The sequence below is a fragment of the Rhizobium sp. CB3060 genome (genome assembly GCF_025200735.1).
GTDB lineage: Bacteria > Pseudomonadota > Alphaproteobacteria > Rhizobiales > Rhizobiaceae > Rhizobium.
On the sequence record NZ_CP104159.1, the window covers coordinates 1,897,494 to 1,917,314 of the forward strand.

Below are 19,821 nucleotides of genomic sequence, written 5' to 3' on the forward strand. Positions count from 1 at the left end.
GATGAACCGCGAAAAGCGCAGCCTGGAATTCTATGTCCTGGCGATCTTTTTCCTTGTCTTCGTGCTGTTTCTCTATGGCCCCCTCTCGGCGATCCTTATCCTTTCCTTCCAGGGACCGGATGGCGGCCTGACCTTTCCGCTGAACGGTGTCTCTCTGCATTGGTTTGCGAATCTGTTCGAGAAGCAGGCGGTCGGCGATTTCGGCGCCTCGTTCCGCCGATCCCTCATGCTCGGGCTGATGGTGATGATCGTCACCGTCGTCGTGTCGCTGCTGGCAGGCCTGGCCTTCCGCCGCCGCTTTCGTGGATCATCATTGCTGTTCTACGCGACGGTCGCCAGCCTGGTGGTTCCGTCGATCATCATCTCGCTCGGCATCGGCGTCGTTTTCCAGCAGGGCGGTCTTGCTCCGGCCTGGTATTCCTCGGGCTTCGGCGCGCATCTGACCTGGACGCTGCCCTTCGGCGTGCTGATCATGTTCGCCGTCTTCAACCGCTTTTCACCGGCTTACGAGGAGGCTGCGCGCGATCTCGGGGCGACCTCATGGCAGACCTTCCGCCATGTCGTGCTGCCGATGATCACCCCGAGCCTGATCGGCGTCGGCCTATTCGGCTTTACGCTGTCCTATGACGAGTTCGCGCGCAGCCTGATGACATCCGGCACCTACAACACGCTGCCGCTCGAAATCTACGGCATGACCACCAACGTCACCACGCCCGTGCTTTATGCGTTGGGAACTGTGACCACCCTCTTTTCCTTCACCATCATTCTCGTGGCGCTCGGCATCATGGCCATGCTCGGCCGCCGGCAGGCCAAGAAAAGCTGAGATCATGCGTTTATTGCTCATCAATCCGAATACCAGCGCGTCGATGACCGAAAAGGCTGCGATTGCCGCCCGCGCCGTCGCTGCGTCTGGAACGGACATCATTGCCGCCACGTCACGGATGGGACCAGCTTCTATCGAGGGATATTATGACGGCGCGCTCGCCGTTCCCGGCCTGTTGAGCGAACTCAAGGAACGACTGACGATAGGCTATGATGCGGCAATCATCGCCTGTTTCGATGATACCGGCCTCGAGGCCGCCCGGTCGTTTTGCGATGTCCCCGTTCTGGGGCTTTGCGAGTCCGCCGTCGCGACCGCTGGCTTTCTCGCCCAGCGCTTCACGGTCGTGACAACGCTGGAGCGTTCACGTGTCCTGATCGACAATCTCGTTCAACGCTACGGCATGGGCGGTCGGGCGAAGGTGCGTGCTTCCGATATCGCCGTGCTGGAACTCGAACATGCCGCATCCGGGGCGATCGGCAAGTTGCGAGCGGAAATCGAACGAGCGCTGGAAGAAGACGGGGCGGAGGCGATCGTGCTCGGCTGCGCCGGCATGACTGATCTTGCGCACGAGTTGCAGGCGATCTACGGCGTCCCGGTGATCGACGGCGTCGCGGCGGCGGTGAAACAGGCGGAAGCACTGGTGTCGCTCGGCCTCTCCACCAGCAAACGCGGCTCCTATGCCTCGCCGCTGCCGAAGCCCTTTAGCGGCGCGATGAGCGATTTCGCGCCAAGGAAACTAGCTGTCTGAAGGCCGGCACGAAGATCATGCCCTGCTCGCTCAATCAGTAAAGTAGAGCGGCAGTTTCTCACCAACAAAGCGCAATGCGTTATTTTCCGATGCAGCTCTTTGGCGGAGCCATACTCTCGCGCGGGATCAGCCTGCTGCGGATGACAACACGCCTGTCCCGCTCCTTCTTTTCCTGTCCGATGGCATCAAGCAGGCGCGCCACGGCAACCTGTCCCATCTCCTCGAATGGCTGTTCGATCGTCGAGAGCGGCGGAAAGCAAAACTCGCATACCGGTGCGCCATCGAAAGAAACCACCGACAGATCCTCGGGAATTCGCAACCCCGTGTGCTGTATGCGACTGATGAAAGAAATCGCCATGTCATCGCTTGTCGCAATCACCGCTGTCGGCTTGTCCGTCAGCCGCGCGAAGTCGGCCGCCGCCTGAATGCCGATCTTGAAGCCTTCCTGGTAGTCGAGGTTACCGCCGGATCGCGACACCGCCTCCTCAGAAAGCTCGGCATCGCGCAAGGCTTCGATCACGCCGCCATAACGTTCAACGTCGTGATAATTGCCCTCCGGACCGGCGATATAGAGAAACCGTTTATGGCCCAGTCTGATCAGCTCGGTTGTCACGTCCCGTACCGCCTCACGATCATTCGTCACGACACTCGGCACCCCGGCGTCGCTCATGTCGAGCAACATGGAGACGATCGGCAAGCCCGCATTGGCTAAGGAGCGTCCATCGACCTCAGGCAGTTTCGACGACAGGATGATGGCGCCGCGAATGGTGCCGCCGAAGGCCAGGTTGAGAATATGCCTTTCCGATTCCGCATCGCGGCCCAGATTGGCGATCATCAGATTGTAGCCATTCTGCAGCAAGGCCTTGTTGATGCTTTGCAGAACTTGGGGAATGACTTGGGAAACACCGTAATAGAGTGATCCGGGAAGGATGATCATGATGGTGCTGGATTTGCCGACCCTGAGGCCGCGGGCCATAGCATTCGGCGTGTAGCCCAGTTGCTTGGCGGCCGCATCGATCTTGACGCGAGTCTTCTCGTTGACGCGCCCGGGATTGGCAAGTGCGCGGCTGACCGTGGAAATTGCCACTCCAGCCAGCCGCGCGACATCCGCCATTAAAGGCCCTGATTGCTCCTCCACCGGCATATCTTTGTTTTTTTTCAATTTTTTCTTCCTTCCCGATGCCTGCTGCGCCGGATGCTACGGTAATCGCAGCCATATAGCAAACGATTGCCAAAAACCGCTTGCATAAAAAAACGACTTGTCTACTATCTGGGCATGGCAAACGATTGCCAATGACAGCGCATTGAAATCATTATGGATTATTCGTTGTGGACCTCAACTCCACAACCGATCCCCCATGCCCGGAGAACAGATAGCGTCATGACCTCAACCGAACGGCTTCGCTTTGGCGTCGATCTCGTCACCTTTTTCCACCCCGGTTTCTGGGGCGTGAAGGATTACGACAGCATCATTGCACTCTCCCGAAGCGAACCCCGCGTTTTTTGGGACAAGATCCTTGATGCCGTGCAGGCTTCCGGCGTTAGCGGCGTGGAGTTGACCTTTTCGCCGTTCAACTGGCAGGACGCGACGAAGACCTACGGCTCGGTGGAGGCTTTCGCCGCCGAGCTTTCCAGGCGCGGACTGACACTGGCGAGCGGCTTTTTCGCAGAGCTGGAAGCGGCGGGCGATTTTACGGAGGCGAACGCACAGGCTGCCATCATCGAAAAGGCGGAGAAATACGCTGAATTCCTCAAAGCCTGCGGCAGCGATATCATGGTCATCGGCGCGCCGCTGCGTCAGACGCTCGGCGCCCAGCCGGTGCGGTTCTTCGATTTCGAGCAGGCGCGCAAGATTGCCGATTTCCTCAATCGCCTTGGCGCAGTTCTTTATGCGAAGGGCGTGCGGCTGGCCCTTCACACCGAGGCGCACTCGATCTTCGCTGCTTCCCGCGATGTCGATCTGCTGATGCTGCTGACAGACCCGGCTTACGTGCATATGTGCCCGGACACAGCCCATATCATCGTCGCCGGCTCGGACCCGCTGCAGGTCGTCGAGCGTCATCACGAGCGCATGATCATCGCCCACTGGAAGGATGCACTCGGACCTATGCCGGCCGATACCCCGATCGACGAGCACATCCATGATCGCCATCACCCCTATTTCTGCGGCTTCGGACTCGGCCGCGTCGATTGGCCGGGCTGGATCAGGCTGTTGCGAGACCGCGGCTATGAGGGCTGGGCCATTCTCGAGCTCGATGCCGCACCGGATCCGGTCGCCGACATCGCAAATGGGCTCAAGCTCGTGCGGCAGGCGCTTTTGCCGACCTATCGCTGATTTTCATGACCCGAAAACCAAAAGCCCCGCCAAGAGGGCTTTCTTGAAGAGGTGGAACGATGAAAAATACAATGAAGCTCCTACTGGTGGGAGCCGCCGTGCTCTCGGCAGCCATTTCCTCGGCCCGTGCCGAAGACAAGCCGAAAGCCGAGGTGATGACCTCCTGGACCTCCGGCGGAGAAGCGGCAGCTCTGGACGTCATTAAACAGGAGTTTGAAAAACGCGGCGGGATCTGGAAGGATTCGTCCATTGCCGGTTTCGGCGCGGCCGATGCAGCGTTTCAGAACCGCTTGGTCGCTGGCGATCCGCCGGCCGCCAAGCAGACCGTGCTCGGTCTCGCCAATGCGGACTTCGTCAGTCAGGGCCTTCTGAGCCCCATCGATGGCATCGCGAAAGCCGGAAAATGGGCGGATGTCCTGCCGAAATCGATCGCCGACCTCATTTCATACAACGGCCAGGTCTATCTTGCGCCCACCGGCGCCCATGGCGAAAGCTGGGTATTTTATTCCAAGGAGACCTTCGCCAAGGCCGGCGTGAGCGAAGAGCCCAAGAGCTGGGACGAATTCTTCGCGGCTCTCGACAAGCTCAAGGCCGCCGGCGTACAGCCGGTCGCCTGGGGCGGCCAATCCTGGCAGGAATCCAAGGTCTTCAACATGATCCTGCTGACACAGGTCGGCATCGACGGCTTCCTGAAGATCTATGTCGGCAAGGACAAGGGCGAGGCATCGACGGAAGGCGTGAAAAAGACGCTCGATATTCTCGGCAAGCTGCGTGCCTATGTCGATGAAGGTGCCGCAGGGCGCAACTGGAATGACGCAACTGCCATGGTCATCACCGGAAAGGCCGGCGTGCAGTTCATGGGCGATTGGGCCAAGGGCGAATTCGTTGCCGCCGGCAAAGCGCTCGGCAAGGACTATGGCTGCATGCTCGCCCCGCAATCGCCGGGGATGGTCTATGTCGCCGATTCCTTCTCATTCCCGAAGATCGCCGATGCGGCTTCACAGAAGGGTCAGACACTGCTCGCGGAGGTCGCCATGGATCCTGCCATCCAGGTCGAATTCTCGCTCAAGAAGGGTTCCGTGCCGATGCGCACCGACGTCGATAAGTCGAAGCTCGATATATGCGCGCAGAAAGGACTGGAATTGATGAGCGCGGGCAAGATCGTGCCGGACCAGGCTCTGATCCTCTCCCCGCAGCAAGCCGGCGCACTCAACGACTTTGTAGACGAGTTCTGGACCAACCCTTCGGAAGATAGCGCCTCCGGCGCCGAGAAATTCTTCGCGATCTTCGAATAGGGCCTCGTCAGGCGCCGACCGGCAGGGACGCCGGTCGGCTCTGCCTATTCCTTTTGCGAGAATTTGTTGAGAGAGTTTGCCGATGCAAGCCAAGCGCAGACGTTCCCTTGCTGCGACCTGTGCGCTCCTGCCGACATGGCTCGCCGCGATTTTCGTCTATATCGGCACCATGGTCTGGTCGGTGCGGCTGTCCTTCACGGATTCGACGATCTTCCCGTCGTCCAACTATGTCGGCTTTGCCCAATATACCAGGCTGTTTAAGAATTCGCGCTGGCTCGCCTCATTGGAAAATGTGCTGATCTTCGGCGCGCTCTATGTCGCAGGCTGCCTCGCCCTCGGCTTCGTGCTGGCAGCCGCCCTTGACCGCAAGGTCCGCTTCGAAAGCATGTTCCGCACCATATTCCTCTATCCCTATGCCATGTCCTTCGTGGTCACGGGCCTCATCTGGCAGTGGATGCTGAACCCGACCCTCGGCATTCAGGCCACCGTCCGGGCGTTTGGCTGGCAAGGCTTCGTCTTCGACTGGATCGTCAATCGCGACATGGCGATCTATACCGTCGTCTTCGCTGGCGTCTGGCAGGGGGCTGGCCTTGTCATGGTCATCGCGCTCTCCGGCATGCGCGGCATCGGCGAAGAGCAATGGAAAGCCGCCCAGATCGACGGAATACCGATCTGGCGCATCTATCTCTCCATTATCCTGCCGCAACTTGGGCCGGCGCTTGCGGCATCGGGCATGCTGCTCTCCATGGGCGTGATCAAGACCTATGATCTGATCGTGGCGCAGACCGGCGGCGGACCCGGCTATTCGACGGAAGTGCCTGCAAAATTCATTATGGACAATCTGTTCGAACGCCAGAACCTCGGACTGGCGAGCGCGGGAGCCACGGTCCTGGTGCTCTCCGTCATCATCGCCGTTGCACCGTTTCGCTATGCGCTTGCCATGCGCGCCAGAAGAAGGGGAGCGCGTTGATGGCAGCCCTTCACGCCCGCGGCCCAAAACCTTCGCGACTGACAGCCGGCCAGATCGGGCTCTATGCCTTCCTGATCCTTTCGGCGCTGTTTTTCCTGTTGCCGCTCTACACGATGCTCGTCACCTCCTTGAAAACGATGGAGGAAATCCGTCAGGGCCGTATCTTCGCCTGGCCCAGCCCGGTCACTTTCGATGCATGGAAGACAGCGTGGTCTGGAGCCTGCATGGGCACGCAATGCCTTGGCGTGCGCATCGGGTTCTGGAATTCGGTGAAGATCACCGTACCGGCCGTGGCGATTTCCGTCTTCATCGGTGCGATCAACGGTTATGCCCTGTCCTTCTGGCGACCGAGGGGATCGGGCCTGCTCTTCGGACTTCTGATGGCCGGCGGCCTCATCCCCTATCAGATCTTCCTTTATCCGCTGGTGCGCCTGCTCGCCAATCTGAGCCTTTATAACTCGGTGGCAGGTGTCGTCCTGGTTCATGTCATTTTCGGCCTGCCGCTGGTGACGCTGCTGTTCCGCAATTATTTCGTCGCCATCCCCGAAGAGCTCTGCAAGGCCGCACGCGTCGACGGCGCCGGCTTCTGGCGGATCTTCGTCGAGATCATGCTGCCCATGTCGGTACCGATGGTCGTCGTCGCCTCCATCTTCCAGTTCACCGGGATCTGGAACGACTTCCTGATCGGCCTGGTCTTTGCCGGGAGGGACAACCTGCCGATGACCGTGCAGCTCAACAACATCGTCAACACCACAATGGGCGAGCGCGCCTACAACGTGAACATGGCGGCCACTATCCTGACAGCCGTCGTTCCACTCGCCATCTATTTCTTCTCCGGCCGCTGGTTCCTGCGTGGTGTCGCCGCCGGCGCCGTCAAGGGATAACGCCATGCAGCCTGCCGTATCCGTAAAAGACCTCAAGATTGCCTATGGCGACCATACCGTCATCGAGAAGCTGTCGATCGATATTGCGCCACGCGAATTTCTCGTCCTGCTGGGGCCGTCCGGCTGCGGAAAGTCGACCCTGCTCAACTCCATCGCGGGTCTTCAGGACATCAGCGATGGCGAGATCTGGATATCGGACAAGAACGTCACCTGGGCCGAACCGAAGGACCGCGGCATCGGCATGGTGTTCCAATCCTATGCCCTCTACCCGCGCATGTCGGTGCGCAAGAACCTGTCCTTCGGCTTGCGCGTGGCGGGCCTTCCCAAGGCCGAGATCGAGGCGCGCATTGCCCGAACCGCTTCGCTTCTCCATCTCGACACACTGCTCGATCGCCGCCCTTCGGAACTGTCTGGCGGCCAGCGCCAGCGCGTCGCAATCGGCCGCGCCCTGGTGCGCGAGGTCAACGTCTTCCTATTCGACGAGCCGCTTTCCAATCTCGATGCCAAGCTACGCAACGAATTGCGCGTCGAGATCAAAAAGCTGCATCAGAGCCTGGGCAACACGATGATCTATGTGACGCATGACCAGGTCGAAGCGCTGACCCTGGCCGACCGCATCGCCATCATGAAGGACGGTGTAATCCAGCAGCTTGCCAGCCCATCCGAGATCTACCATCGCCCCGCAAACCTTTTCGTTGCCGGTTTCATCGGCGCACCGGCGATGAACTTCATCAAGGGCGAGATCGCCATCAAGGCAGAGACCCCGGTCTTTGAAAGCAACGGCCTGACCATCGACCTGACCGATTATCCATTTCTGGCACCCGTCACGCCAGGTCCTGCTACGCTCGGCATCCGGCCGGAACACATCGCGCCGGATGGCGCTGCAAGCGGTTGGCCCACCATTCCCGGCATCGTCTCGGTCGTCGAGCCAATGGGAGCTGACACCGTGCTGTGGTTCGACTGGGCGGGACAAAGCCTCTCCTACCGCATCATGGGGGATGCCGCACTCCAGCCGGGCACGACGATCAACCCAGGGCTCGATGTCGCCAAAGCCTCCCTCTTCGACGCCGATGGCGCCCGCCTCTAAAGCCACTTTCATGTCATACGGAAGCTACCCATGTCTCAGACTGTCTACGACGCGCTGGTGATCGGTTCCGGCGCCGCCGGCTCCTTCGCCGCCAAAGAATTGACCGCTCAGGGGCTTTCAGTGCTTTTGCTCGAAGCTGGTCCCGCAGTAAGCCAGAAGGATTTTGATCCGACTCGCAAGAAACTGCCGGCCAGCAGCATCAACATATGGGAGCGCGCACGCGCGACGATAAAGGGCCAGCCCATCCAGGCGCGCGCCGCCTTCTTCACCGAGCGTTTCAGCCATTTCTTCGTCAATGACCGAAAGAACCCTTACACCACGCCAAAGGATGCGCCGTTCCTCTGGATCCGCGGCAGGCAGGGCGGCGGTCGCCTGCACAGTTTCGGTCGCGTGCTGCTGCGCTGGACGGATGACGACTTCAAGATCCAGTCGCGAACAGGTAAAGGCGTGGACTGGCCGGTCAGCTATGACGATCTCGTGCCTTATTACGAGGAGGTTGAAGCCGGCCTTGGGCTCTACGGCAATCCTGATGGTGTAGAGACCCTGCCGGACGGCATTTATGCGCGTCTGGCAAAACTCACACCCGCCGAACAAATCTTCAAGAGCGAAGTGGAAGGTCGCTGGCCGCAGCGGCATGTCGTGTCCTGGCGCTATATCGCGCCGGATGCAGAACGTACGCCAAAGCCCTTGAGGGAGGCGCTCGCGACCGGGCGGCTGACCATCCGCCACGATGCGATCGTCCGCCGCATCGCGACGGATGAGCAAGGCACCCGGGCAACCGGCGCCGAGTTCATCGATCGCGTCACCGGCAAGGTCGAGACCGCGTATGCCACCCTTGTGGTGCTGTCGGCTTCGCCGATCGAAAGCGTGCGGCTGCTTTTGAATTCGGCATCCGCCAGGCACCCAGAGGGACTGGGCAACAGCTCTGGTGCGCTCGGGCGTTATTTCATGGATCAGTTGCCATGCCTTGCCTTCGGCTCCTTCGGCAAGGCAAAAGGATGGGCGACCGACGATTCCGCCCCGACCGATCCTTTCTACAATCCCTCGGGCGGCATCTTCGTGCCGCGCTTTGGAACCGGCGATGCCGGTCGCGGCGATTTCGACTACCAGGGCAGCATCGGCCGGACGCCGACGCCCGATGACAAGCCGTCGCGGCTGGCATTCTTTGGCTTTGGTCGCATGCTGCCCTACGCGGACAATCGCATTACCCTCAACGCGCGACGCAAAGATGCCTGGGGGATCCCCGTTCCCCATATCCGCTGCCTCATGGGCCAAGAAGAGCACGCGCTTCTCCGCCAGCAGGAAGAGGTGCTCATCGACATGGTGCGAAGCGTCGGCGGCGATCTCGAGTTCATCGGCTCCCCCACCGGCCTCATGGAAATGGGACGCGGCGCCTTCCCCGACGCCGATCCGTTCAGCCGCTTCATGTTCCGAAAATGGTTCCGCAAGACTATGTGCATGGGAGCGGCAATCCATGAAACCGGCGGAGCGCGGATGGGGAGCGACCGGGGGAGTTCGGTGCTGAACCCTTACAACCAGCTTTGGGATGTTCCTAATGTCATCGTCACCGACGCCAGTGCCTTTCCCGGCAGTGGCATCGCGGGCACGACACTTACCGTCATGGCGTTGACGGTCCGCGCCTGCCGGAATCTTGTCAGCCGACACTCAGCAAATGATACGTGAGCCCCGTACGTCAGATCGGGTCAGGTGACCGCAAGCGTCTCGAATATCATCGAGCGGATCCACCGATGGCGCGGATCGCTATGCGTTCGTTCATGCCAAACCGCGATCTTCGAGAATCCAGGAATGCTGACTGGCGACTCCTTCACCAAAATGCCCTCGACGCCTTCAACAAGACGTCGAGGAACAACGGCGATCAGGTCAGTACTGCGTAAGATTTCGGCAAGGATAAGGAAGCTGGTTACGGAAAGCGCGACCCGCCGTCGGCGGCCAAGGGAGGCCAAAGCGTCGTCGGTGACGCCCCAGAAGCGCTCGCCGGAATAAGATACGAGCGCGTGGTCCAGTGCGCAAAACCGGTCGAGATCGATCGGCCCACAAGCGTCTGGATGTCCCTCGCGCATGGCGCACACGTAGGTCTCGTCGAAGAGATGGCGCGCATGCAGGTCCGGCGGCGCAGTTTCCGGCGTCACGAGCGCCAGATCGAGATCGCCACGCTCGAACTGCATCTGTGCCCTATCGTGCTCCAAGGGCCGCACGGCCACGCGTACACCTGAGGAGACTGCCCTTAGCTTCGGCAGGAAAGGGAGGACAACAGCATGCAGCGCGTAGTCTGTCGCCGCGATAGACATTGTGAACTCCGCCGTAGCAGGATCGAATGTCGGCGGCTGAAGCAATGCTTCTACGTCGCCCAGGACTTGTTTAACCGGCCCAGCGAGTTCCATCGCTCTCAGCGTCGGCACAACCCCGCGCTGGGTTCGGACAAAGAGCGGATCATCGAAGCTCACTCGCATTCTCGTGAGCATACCGCTGACCGCAGGCTGAGTAAGGCCGAGCCGTTCGGCGGCGCGAGTAACACTGCGTTCGTCCAATAGGGCGTCAAGCGCCTTGAGGAGATTGAGGTCCAGGGATCTGATATCTCGCATTCTTATATCCATCATCATGAATGCCAATTTCCCTTATGTCTGCATATTTGGCATTACGGAGCAATACGAAACGAGCACGACCTCCAGCAGGCTGCAGTATGAGGAATTTCCGAATGATGAATGCAATTCAATGGCCGGAAGGCTACCTTCCAGGCTTCACCGAAAACTTCTCCTCCAACGAGGTCATCGCCGCCGATCTTCAGGTTGCTGATGTCTGGCCACAGCTCAGTCAAGCCACGCTCTGGCCAAGCTACTATCCCAATTCCGCGAATGTCCGCTTCTACGACAGCAAAGGGCCGGAACTGGAAGAAGGCGTGCGCTTTTATTTTGAGACCTTTGGATTTCCCGTCGAAGCTGAGGTCGTCGAATACGTGCCTCCAACGAAAGGAAAGCCGGGTCGTGTCGCCTGGCATGGCTGGGCTGGTGAAGGCGAGACCCGTCTTGACGTTCATCACGCATGGCTGATCGAGGAACTGCCGGGCGGGCGGGTTCGCGTTCTCACCCAGGAGACACAAAAGGGCAAGCCTGCCGAAGATCTGGCAAAGACCAAGCCCAACCCCATGATCAACGGCCACCAAGACTGGCTGGATGGTTTGATTGCTGCCGCTCGCACGGCCACGAGATAGTGGCAAGACGCGCCTATAAGAAGCGAATGCCAAGATCCACCCCCCGCTCGATGGCGCGGATCGATTCATCGTCATCGCTGACGGCCGCCGAGCAACAGGCGGCCGACGTCGACGATGCGCTCAAGACCAATCCAAAGTCGCAGCCGCTGACCCAGTAGCCCATCCCGATTTACGTCTTCTGTTACGTCCGCAACGTCCGCGTTTACCGTAACGTACTTCCACGGGAACCTTATCGGGAGAAGTGTGGCGTGGTCGAATACGACATCCAGTTTCGGCAGCGCCAGACACTGCCCGACCAAAGGAGACCGTAATGTTGAACGACCACGACATGGCGAGGAGGACGTGATGAACACGGCCTTCTCTCGACGCCTCCTCGGTGCCACCGCGGCTCTCGCTATAACGCTCGGCGCAATTTCGCTTGCGTCATTCCCGGTCCATGCACAGCAGGCTGCACCGTCTGCAACAACGCCGGCGACGGACAATGCCGGCTCGAAGCCCAACATTCTCGTCATCTTCGGCGACGATATCGGCCAGACGAACATCAGCGCCTATTCCTTTGGCGTCATGGGCTACCGGACGCCGAACATCGACCGCCTCGCCAAGGAAGGGACGATGTTTACGGACTACTACGCCGAAAACAGTTGCACGGCAGGGCGCTCGACCTTCATCACCGGTCAGGTCTGCCTGCGCACCGGCCTTTGCAAGGTTGGTATCCCGGGCGCAACGGTCGGCCTCCAGCCCCGCGATATCACGATCGCACAAGCCCTGAAGCCGCTCGGCTATGCAACGGGCCAGTTCGGCAAGAACCATCTCGGCGATCGGGACGAATTCCTACCGACCAACCACGGGTTCGACGAGTTCTATGGCAATCTTTACCATCTCAATGCCGAGGAGGAGCCGGAACGGCCCTACTATCCGAAAGATGACCAGGAATTCGTCCGCACGAACTCTCCGCGCGGCGTTCTCAAGGCGTCATCGGACGGCAAGATCGAAGACACTGGCGCTTTGAACCGGAAACGCATGGAGACGGTCGATGACGAAACGACGGCCGCCGCCATCGATTTCATGCAAAGGAAGGCAAAGGAGGGTAAGCCCTTCTTCACCTGGATGAACACGACCCGAATGCATGCTTTCACCCACGTCCGGCAATCCATGCAGGGCCAAAGCGGCATGCCCGGCAACGACTATGCCGACGGTATGATCGAGCACGACGGCGACGTCGGCAAACTGCTGAAAGCACTGGACGATCTCAACATCGCCGACAATACGATCGTGCTATACACGACCGACAACGGCCCGAACCAATGGTCATGGCCGGATGCCGCAACGACGCCGTTCCGAAGTGAAAAGGATACAAACTGGGAAGGCGCTTTCCGGGTACCCGCGATCATCCGTTGGCCCGGCCATGTAAAGGCGGGTGAAACATCCAATGAGATGGTATCCGGACTTGACTGGTTCCCGACGTTGCTCGCGGCTGCCGGCGACCCCGACATCAAGGACCGCCTTCTCAAGGGAACGGCGATTAGCGGCAACCAGTTCAAGGTCCATCTCGACGGCTATAATCAGCTTCCATATCTGACAGGGCAACAGCCGAAATCGGCCCGTACCGAATTCTTCTACTTCGATGACGACGGCCAGCTTGTCGCCTATCGCTTCGGCGACTGGAAGCTCGTCTTCTGCGAACAGCGTCAGCCGGGCGGTTTTCAGGTTTGGGCCAATCCGTTCACATGCCTTCGCGCTCCGAAGACCTTCAATCTTCGAATGGACCCTTATGAGCGGGCGGATATCGTTTCCGACCAGTATTATGACTGGTACGCAAAGAACGCCTATCTCGTGCAGTATGGCGTCTGGCGGGTGGCTCCATTCCTGCAAACTTTCCGCGAGTATCCGCCCAGCCAGCGGCCGGCCAGCTTCAGCGTGGACCAGATGATCGACGCACTGATGAAATCGCTGGAACAAAGTCCGGCGACAGCCAAGTAGTTCGGCGAACCCCATCGACGGGCGTGGCCTGAAGGCCTCGCCCGCTTCCAATATGGACGGGACGAGCATGACCGCACGTGACGACATTATCGCGCTGAGCGCACGGATTGGCCGTTCGATCATCGGCCAGGAGGCGATGGTCGAGCGGCTTCTCCTTGGGCTGCTCGCCAATGGCCATCTTCTGGTCGAGGGCCTGCCGGGGTTGGCGAAGACGCGCGCCATCAAGAGCCTGGCGAGGAATCTCGACGCCGAGCTCTCGCGCATCCAGTTCACACCGGACCTGCTGCCGGCCGATATCACCGGCTCGGAGATCTATTTCAGCGAGGGCGGCAGGGGCGAGTTCAAGTTTCAGCAGGGACCGATTTTCGCCAGCCTGATCCTCGCCGACGAGATTAATCGCGCGCCCGCAAAGGTGCAGTCGGCCTTGCTGGAAGCGATGGAGGAGCGGCAGGTAACCGTCGGGGGCAAGAGCTATCCTCTGCCCGCGCTTTTCATGGTGATGGCGACGCAGAATCCGATCGAGCAGGAGGGTACCTATCCCCTCCCCGAAGCGCAGCTCGACCGCTTCCTGATGCATGTGGAGGTCGGCTATCCCAACGAAACATCCGAAGGAGCAATCATGCGGCTCAATCGCGATGAGGAAAAAGAAGCACATGGAGAGGGCAAGGCCACGCCGCAGCAAAGGCTTGATCCGCAAGCAATATTCGAGGCACGCAAGGAGATAGGAGCGGTTGCCGTCTCCGATCCCATAGAGAAATACATCGTCGCTTTGGTCTTCGCCACGCGATACCCCGACAGATATGACAAGGACCTCGCCAAATTGCTGCAGGTCGGTGTCAGCCCGCGCGGCGTCATCGGTCTCGACAAAGTTTCCCGCTCCTATGCCTGGCTGAGGGGTCGCGACTATGTCATCCCCGACGACGTCAAGGCTGTTGTCAGCGACGTTTTCCGCCATCGCCTGATCCTCTCCTACGAGGCTCATGCCTCCAACACCGCGCCAGATCAGGTCATCGACCGCATCGTCGAACTCGTGGCGGTTTCATGAGGAACGGCCATGGCTCGCAACGAAGGCAGCACAGGCGTCCATGTCAGCACCGAGCAGCTCGTCGCTCTCGAGCGCCAGGCTCGCGACCTGACCTTCGTCCAAAAGGCGCGGAGCCATCGTCAACTTTCCGGCCGGATGCGCTCGTCGATGCGTGGCCGGGGCCTGAGTTTTGAGGAACTGCGCGACTATCTGCCGGGGGACGACATCCGCACAATCGACTGGCGGGTCACGGCACGCACCAGCAGGCCGGCAGTCCGCGTCTACACGGAAGAGAAGGAACGGCCAGCGCTGATCGTCGTCGACCAGCGCATCAACATGTTCTTCGGCAGCCGACGGTCGATGAAATCGGTGACCGCAGCGGAGGCGGCCATGCTCTGCGCCTGGCGGATTCTCGGCTCCGGCGACCGGGTCGGCGGCTTCGTGTTCAACGACAGCGAGATTGTCGAGCTCAGGCCGCACCGCAGCCGGGAAGCCGTCATGGGCCTTGCCGACAGGATTGCCCGCCAGAATACAGGGTTGAGCGCTGCCTATGCCGGAACGCCCGGTCTCGCCGCGCTCGACGCCGTTGCTGCCCGCGTCGCGAACATCGCTCATCATGATCATCTCGTCGTCTTCATCAGCGACTTCGATGGTCATACGGCGGCGACACGCAACACGCTGCTGCGCCTCTCGGCACATAACGACGTGATCTGCCTCCTCGTTTACGATCCCTTCCTTCTGCAGTTGCCGCAATCGGGCAACATCGTGATCAGCGGGGGCAGTCTTCAGGCAGAACTGATGCTCAGACAAGGCGACGTCCGGCAAGCGATCGATCGCTTCGCACGTGAGCGCGGCCGGGAACTACGGTCCTGGCAACGAGAGCTTGGCCTTCCAATGCTGCCGATTTCAACCGCGGAAGAAACCGCGCCGCAGCTCCGCCGCCTGCTGGAGCAATCCGCCTGGCGGCAACGGAGGCGATGACCATGGGACCAGCCACTCCGACGACCGATCCGATGACCGAGATCGCCCTGCGATCCCTCAGGGACATCGCCGTGCCACCGCCGGTCTCGTGGATGCCGCAGACCTGGGGATGGGCCGTATTGGCGGCAATTCTCCTTGTCGTTCTCTTGGTCGTCTTTCTGCGCTGGCTGAAGGCCTATCGCGCAAACGCCTATCGACGCGAGGCGCTCGCCCAACTCGCCGAGATTGAAGAGAAAATCCGCGATCCGGTCGCGCGAGGAGACGGGCTGCGCGAACTCGCCGCCCTTCTGAAGCGCGTCATGCTGGCCGGCTGGGGCCGGCCGGCCGTGGCAGAGATCGCCGGCGCGGCCTGGGTTCGCTTCCTGAGCGAACATGGCGACGAGAAAGCGAGTACCGCCCTGGAAAGACTGCTCGACGATCTTGAATACCACGGCAATGCAGAGCCGCCGCCGGATGTCGTCGACCAAGCGGTCCCGGCCGCACGAAGCTGGATCGGACACCATCATGTATCAGCTTGACCATCCATGGCTGCTGTTTCTTCTTCCCGTGCCGCTGTTCGTCTGGTGGCTTCTTCCAGCGCATCGGCAAACGTTGGAGGCCGTTCGCATCCCCTTCTTCGAGCAGGTTGCAGACGCCGCCGGCATCCGTCCGACGGAAGGTTCGGTCATCCCGCGCCGGACTTGGCTACAGTTGATCGTCGAGACGCTCGCTTGGTGCCTGATGCTGCTCGCCCTCGCGCGTCCGCAATTCGTCGAGCCGCCGATCGAGAAGGTCGAGCCGCAGCGAGACATCATGCTCGCACTCGACCTATCGCAGTCGATGGATACGAAGGATTTCCACGCCGCGGACGGAAGCACTGAGGCACGCGTCGATGCCGTTAAGAAGGTCGTCTCCGATTTCGTATCGAAGCGACCCGGCGACAGGATCGGCCTCGTCGCCTTCGGCGATGCGCCATATCCGCTGGTCCCCTTTACCATGGACCATGCCACCTTGCAGAAGATGATCGCCGAGATCGTGCCTGGCATCGCAGGTCCCCGCACGTCGCTCGGCGACGCAATAGGGCTGGCGATCAAGATGTTCGAAAAGACGACCGTTCCGGAGAAGGAATTGATACTGCTGACCGACGGCAACGACACCGCCAGCAAGATGCCGCCTGCCAAGGCTGCCGGAATCGCCAAGACCAAGGGGATCGTTGTTCATACCGTCGGAATCGGTGATCCGGCGGCGACCGGCGAGGACAAGCTCGATACGGAAATGCTTCGAAAGATCGCCACAGGCACCGGTGGGCGCTACTTCTTTGGCGAAGATCAAACTGCGCTCGCCGCCATCTACGACGTGCTCGATCGGATCACGCCGGTGAACCAGAAGACGCTCTCCTGGCAACCGCGCATAGAACTCTTCTATTGGCCTCTTGGTGCATCGATCGCGCTCATCGTGGTCTATTACGGACTGTGCGGCATCCGCAGCCTCCTGCATAGAGAGGTGGCGGCATGATAGAGGACTTCCATTTCCTGCGTCCATGGTGGCTGCTGGCGCTTGCGCTTCCGGTCGCGTTGCTCTGGCTGTCCTCCCGCTCCGGCGATGCCCGCAACCGATGGAAAGGGATCATCGCGCCGCACCTGCTCGACAGCCTCGTCGTCAGGGGAAGCGGCGGCTCCCGGTTCCGACCTTCCTGGCTCCTTGCCGCCGCGATGGCGGCGGCAGCGATCGCGACATCAGGACCAACCTGGGAGCGGGAGGTTCCACCGTTCGTCGAAAATACGGCGCCACTCGTCATCGCCGTCGATCTGTCGGTGACGATGAATGCGATCGACGTTACGCCTTCGCGGCTTGAGCGCACCAAGCTGAAAATCAGGGATGTCATCGCGGAGCGGCAAGGTGCGAGGACGGCTGTCGTCGCTTATGCGGGAACGGCGCATCTCGTCCTTCCTTTCACAGAGGACGCCTCTCTCACCGAAACCTACACGGATGCCCTGGCGACGCGCATCATGCCCGTCCCCGGCAAGGATTCGACCAGGCCGCTCCAGCTTGCCGAAGAGCTCCTCTCGAAGGAGGAGACGACCGGCACGATCCTGTTCATGACAGACGGTATCGAGGAGAGAGCATTTGAAGCTTTCAAGCGCGGAGCGGGCAGCAGCATTGTCGTACTCGGCGTCGGCACGGCAGCAGGCGGTCCCGTCAAGACACCGGACGGTGGCTTCGAGACGGATGCGGGCGGCGGACGCATCTTCGCCAAGCTCGATATCGAGGGTCTGAAGCGCCTGCATACGCAGACGGGCACGGAGGTCGCGACGATCACCGACGACGACACGGACGTGCGCTGGATAATGCAGCGCATCCGGACGAATTTCGAACAGAAGCAGGCTAAGGAAGGCGATCGCTGGCGCGATATGGGATGGTGGGCGGTCATCCCCCTCGTCATTCTCTACGCGGCGTCGTTCCGGCGCGGCTGGGTCGTACGCCTTGCCGGCATCGTTCTTGCTGCGAGAATGGTGATGCCCACCGAGGTCGATGCCGGCAGCCTTGCGGACATGTGGTTGACATCAGACCAGCAGGGTCGGCTTGCCTACGAGCACAGCGATTATGCAGCGGCATCGGCGCATTTTCTCGATCCGATGTGGGAGGGCGCCGCGCTCTATCGCGCCGGCAAATACGCGGAAGCCGTCGACGCCTTCGCCGCCGTCGACACTGCGGAGAGCTGGTATGATCAGGGAAACGCGCTGCTTCACCTGGAAAGGTTCGACGAGGCGGTCGCTGCTTACAAGAGGGCGCTGGATGGGCGAAAGGGCTGGCCGGACGCGCAGGCGAATCTCGCAATCGCCGAAGCGCTGCTAAAGGCGAAACAGGAGAAGGAACAGGACGAGCAAGGGGAACCGAACGAGAAACCCGATCAGGTGCAATTCGACGACAAGGGCAAACAGGGCAAGCAAGGAAGGATCGACATCGCCGAACAAACGTCGGAGATGTGGATGAAGAATATCCAGGTGAGCCCGGCGGATCTCATGGCACGGAAGTTCTCCCTCGAAACGCGGGAGAAGACGCCATGAGATCGGCAGCCATGGGCCTTGCCCTCTCTCTGTTGGCCGCCACTTCCTGCTTGGCGGCGGAACCTTTCGCCCGTGCAAGCGTCGATGACGACGGTCAGATCGTGCCTGGCCAGCAGGTGCACGTCATCGTCGACGTCTTCGTTCCGGATTTCTTTACCTCGCCTCCTCAGTTCCCGCTGTTCGACCTTCCCAACGCCGTCGTCACGCTCGCGAACGAGCGCCCGCAAAATCTGCTGCAGACCATCGATGGCGTTCAATATTCCGGAATTCGCAGGACCTATGCCGTCGTTCCGGAGGTATCGGGAACGTTCACCCTGCCGTCGGTGCCGATCGAGCTCGGCTATTCGGAAGACGGGAGACGGGTCAAGGGAACGGTGCAACTTCCATCCATCGGCTTCAATGTCATCGGTTCGGCATCCGGACAACGGACACCGGTCTTCGCCGCCCGCCAGATCGCGCTCACCCAGTCCTTCGACCGGAATCCCTCACAGCTCAAGGTCGGCGATGCGGTCGTGCGGACCGTGACCGTCTTCGGCGAGGATACACAGGCCATGATGATACCGCAGGTCGTCATCGGCGAGGCTGCCGGTCTCAGGCAATATCAAAAGCCACCGCAGATCGCGGATAACATCGTGAGCGGAAATACGACGGGAAGCAGGCGTATAGAGACCATCGTCTACACGGCGGACAAGGCCGGCACCTTCCGCATCCCCGCGATTTCCTATCCATGGTTCGATGTCGACGCGCATCAGGCCAGGACCGCCACGTTACCGACTGTGGCCGTCACCGTCATCGATGCTCCGGCATCGTCCGACATCATCGCGCCCGAGCTTCGGCAGGAGACGGCGCCGAGCCGTTCCCGAACCCTGACGGCCGCAGCGCTGGCCTCGGGCTGCGCTCTTTGCGTTGCCGTCCTATGGGCGGGTCGGCGCTTCCTGCCACGGTTTTCAAACGGAATGCGAGCCTGGCGTCGCCCGCGCCCAAACTCGGAACACGTGGAATTCAAGCGGCTGATGAACTCAATCGCCGGTGATGAAGAGAGTGCCGTCTATCAGGCTTTGATGCGCTGGACACGAGTGGTCGGCTATTCCTCGATTTCGACATGGATGACCGCCTCGTCCGATCCCGACTTGGGATCGCAGATAGAGGCCATAGAAAAAGCCCTCTTCGGTTCCGGAACCGATGGCGCTCCATTCGACCGGCAGGCGTTGGCGGATGCTGTTCGCAGGTCGCACATCGCAAAACCTGCTCCAGGCAGCTTGCGGGGCGGTGCCCTGCCACCGCTCAATCCAGGCGCGGCTTCGCCCACTTCCGTAAATTTACGCCGGTGGTAACATTTGCCGCCGGGCATTTACCGTAACGTACTTCCGAACAGCCGCATCGAAGGCAAAGCTGTTCTTTCAATTTCGGAGGCAAGG

19 protein-coding genes are annotated in these 19,821 nt (G+C 60.5%); 17 read left to right on the top strand and 2 right to left on the bottom strand.

Annotation, left to right across the window (positions count from 1 at the left end; translation table 11 throughout):
• Position 1: 1 nt before the first annotated feature.
• Together N2601_RS27920 and N2601_RS27925 are read left to right on the top strand one after the other, a co-directional pair.
• The gene (locus tag N2601_RS27920) at positions 2-823 is read left to right on the top strand and encodes an ABC transporter permease (protein WP_104827615.1); all 822 of its coding nucleotides are present in this window, start codon (positions 2-4) and stop codon (positions 821-823) included.
• Positions 824-827: 4 nt separating this feature from the next.
• A complete protein-coding gene (locus N2601_RS27925; RefSeq protein ID WP_104827616.1) occupies positions 828-1,571 on the top strand; it encodes an aspartate/glutamate racemase family protein in 744 nt (247 codons plus the stop codon).
• Positions 1,572-1,650: 79 nt separating this feature from the next.
• On the opposite strand, the gene N2601_RS27930 is transcribed toward N2601_RS27925, so the two are convergent.
• Positions 1,651-2,733: a LacI family DNA-binding transcriptional regulator gene (locus tag N2601_RS27930; RefSeq protein WP_104827617.1), complete on the bottom strand. Its 1,083-nt coding sequence runs from the start codon at positions 2,731-2,733 to the stop codon at positions 1,651-1,653.
• A 219-nt stretch (positions 2,734-2,952) separates the two neighbouring features.
• On the opposite strand from N2601_RS27930, the gene N2601_RS27935 reads away from it, so the two are divergent.
• From N2601_RS27935 to N2601_RS27960, 6 genes are all read left to right on the top strand, one after another.
• Complete coding sequence (locus tag N2601_RS27935; protein WP_104827618.1) at positions 2,953-3,906, top strand: sugar phosphate isomerase/epimerase family protein; 954 nt, start codon at positions 2,953-2,955, stop codon at positions 3,904-3,906.
• A 59-nt stretch (positions 3,907-3,965) separates the two neighbouring features.
• A complete protein-coding gene (locus N2601_RS27940) occupies positions 3,966-5,201 on the top strand; it encodes an ABC transporter substrate-binding protein (RefSeq protein WP_104827619.1) in 1,236 nt (411 codons plus the stop codon).
• A gap of 82 nt (positions 5,202-5,283) precedes the next feature.
• Entirely contained in the window at positions 5,284-6,171 is an 888-nt protein-coding gene (locus tag N2601_RS27945) for a carbohydrate ABC transporter permease (protein WP_104827620.1), read from the top strand.
• The gene (locus tag N2601_RS27950) at positions 6,171-7,055 is read left to right on the top strand and encodes a carbohydrate ABC transporter permease (protein ID WP_104827621.1); all 885 of its coding nucleotides are present in this window, start codon (positions 6,171-6,173) and stop codon (positions 7,053-7,055) included. Before N2601_RS27945 ends, N2601_RS27950 begins: the two co-directional genes overlap by 1 nt.
• Before the next feature lie 4 nt (positions 7,056-7,059).
• Positions 7,060-8,142, top strand: coding sequence for an ABC transporter ATP-binding protein (locus tag N2601_RS27955; protein WP_104827622.1), 1,083 nt, complete (start codon positions 7,060-7,062; stop codon positions 8,140-8,142).
• 30 nt (positions 8,143-8,172) lie between these two features.
• Entirely contained in the window at positions 8,173-9,825 is a 1,653-nt protein-coding gene (locus tag N2601_RS27960) for a GMC oxidoreductase (protein WP_104827623.1), read from the top strand.
• 20 nt (positions 9,826-9,845) lie between these two features.
• Here N2601_RS27960 and N2601_RS27965 read toward each other — a convergent pair whose 3' ends face one another.
• A complete protein-coding gene (locus N2601_RS27965; RefSeq protein WP_104827986.1) occupies positions 9,846-10,745 on the bottom strand; it encodes a LysR family transcriptional regulator in 900 nt (299 codons plus the stop codon).
• A 116-nt stretch (positions 10,746-10,861) separates the two neighbouring features.
• Here N2601_RS27965 and N2601_RS27970 point away from each other — a divergent pair, with 116 nt between their 5' ends.
• The 9 genes from N2601_RS27970 (at position 10,862) to N2601_RS28010 (ending at position 19,737) form a co-directional block, all read left to right on the top strand.
• Positions 10,862-11,371 carry a polyketide cyclase gene (locus N2601_RS27970; protein WP_104827987.1) on the top strand — a complete coding sequence of 170 codons (510 nt, stop codon included), beginning with the start codon at positions 10,862-10,864 and terminating at the stop codon, positions 11,369-11,371.
• A gap of 26 nt (positions 11,372-11,397) precedes the next feature.
• Positions 11,398-11,529 (top strand): hypothetical protein, encoded by a 132-nt coding sequence (locus tag N2601_RS27975; RefSeq protein WP_260304416.1) that lies wholly within the window; start codon positions 11,398-11,400, stop codon positions 11,527-11,529.
• 187 nt (positions 11,530-11,716) lie between these two features.
• Positions 11,717-13,351: an arylsulfatase gene (locus N2601_RS27980; RefSeq protein WP_104827624.1), complete on the top strand. Its 1,635-nt coding sequence runs from the start codon at positions 11,717-11,719 to the stop codon at positions 13,349-13,351.
• 67 nt (positions 13,352-13,418) lie between these two features.
• Positions 13,419-14,396: an AAA family ATPase gene (locus N2601_RS27985; protein WP_104827988.1), complete on the top strand. Its 978-nt coding sequence runs from the start codon at positions 13,419-13,421 to the stop codon at positions 14,394-14,396.
• Between the two features lie 9 nt (positions 14,397-14,405).
• Entirely contained in the window at positions 14,406-15,356 is a 951-nt protein-coding gene (locus tag N2601_RS27990) for a DUF58 domain-containing protein (protein WP_104827625.1), read from the top strand.
• A 2-nt stretch (positions 15,357-15,358) separates the two neighbouring features.
• A complete protein-coding gene (locus N2601_RS27995; protein WP_104827626.1) occupies positions 15,359-15,874 on the top strand; it encodes a DUF4381 domain-containing protein in 516 nt (171 codons plus the stop codon).
• Positions 15,861-16,850, top strand: coding sequence for a vWA domain-containing protein (locus N2601_RS28000; RefSeq protein ID WP_260304417.1), 990 nt, complete (start codon positions 15,861-15,863; stop codon positions 16,848-16,850). The genes N2601_RS27995 and N2601_RS28000 overlap by 14 nt, the downstream gene beginning before the upstream one ends.
• The gene (locus tag N2601_RS28005; RefSeq protein WP_104827628.1) at positions 16,847-18,403 is read left to right on the top strand and encodes a VWA domain-containing protein; all 1,557 of its coding nucleotides are present in this window, start codon (positions 16,847-16,849) and stop codon (positions 18,401-18,403) included. The genes N2601_RS28000 and N2601_RS28005 overlap by 4 nt, the downstream gene beginning before the upstream one ends.
• On the top strand, positions 18,400-19,737 hold the full coding sequence (locus N2601_RS28010) for a BatD family protein (protein ID WP_104827629.1): 1,338 nt from the start codon (positions 18,400-18,402) through the stop codon (positions 19,735-19,737). Before N2601_RS28005 ends, N2601_RS28010 begins: the two co-directional genes overlap by 4 nt.
• Positions 19,738-19,821: the final 84 nt, after the last annotated feature.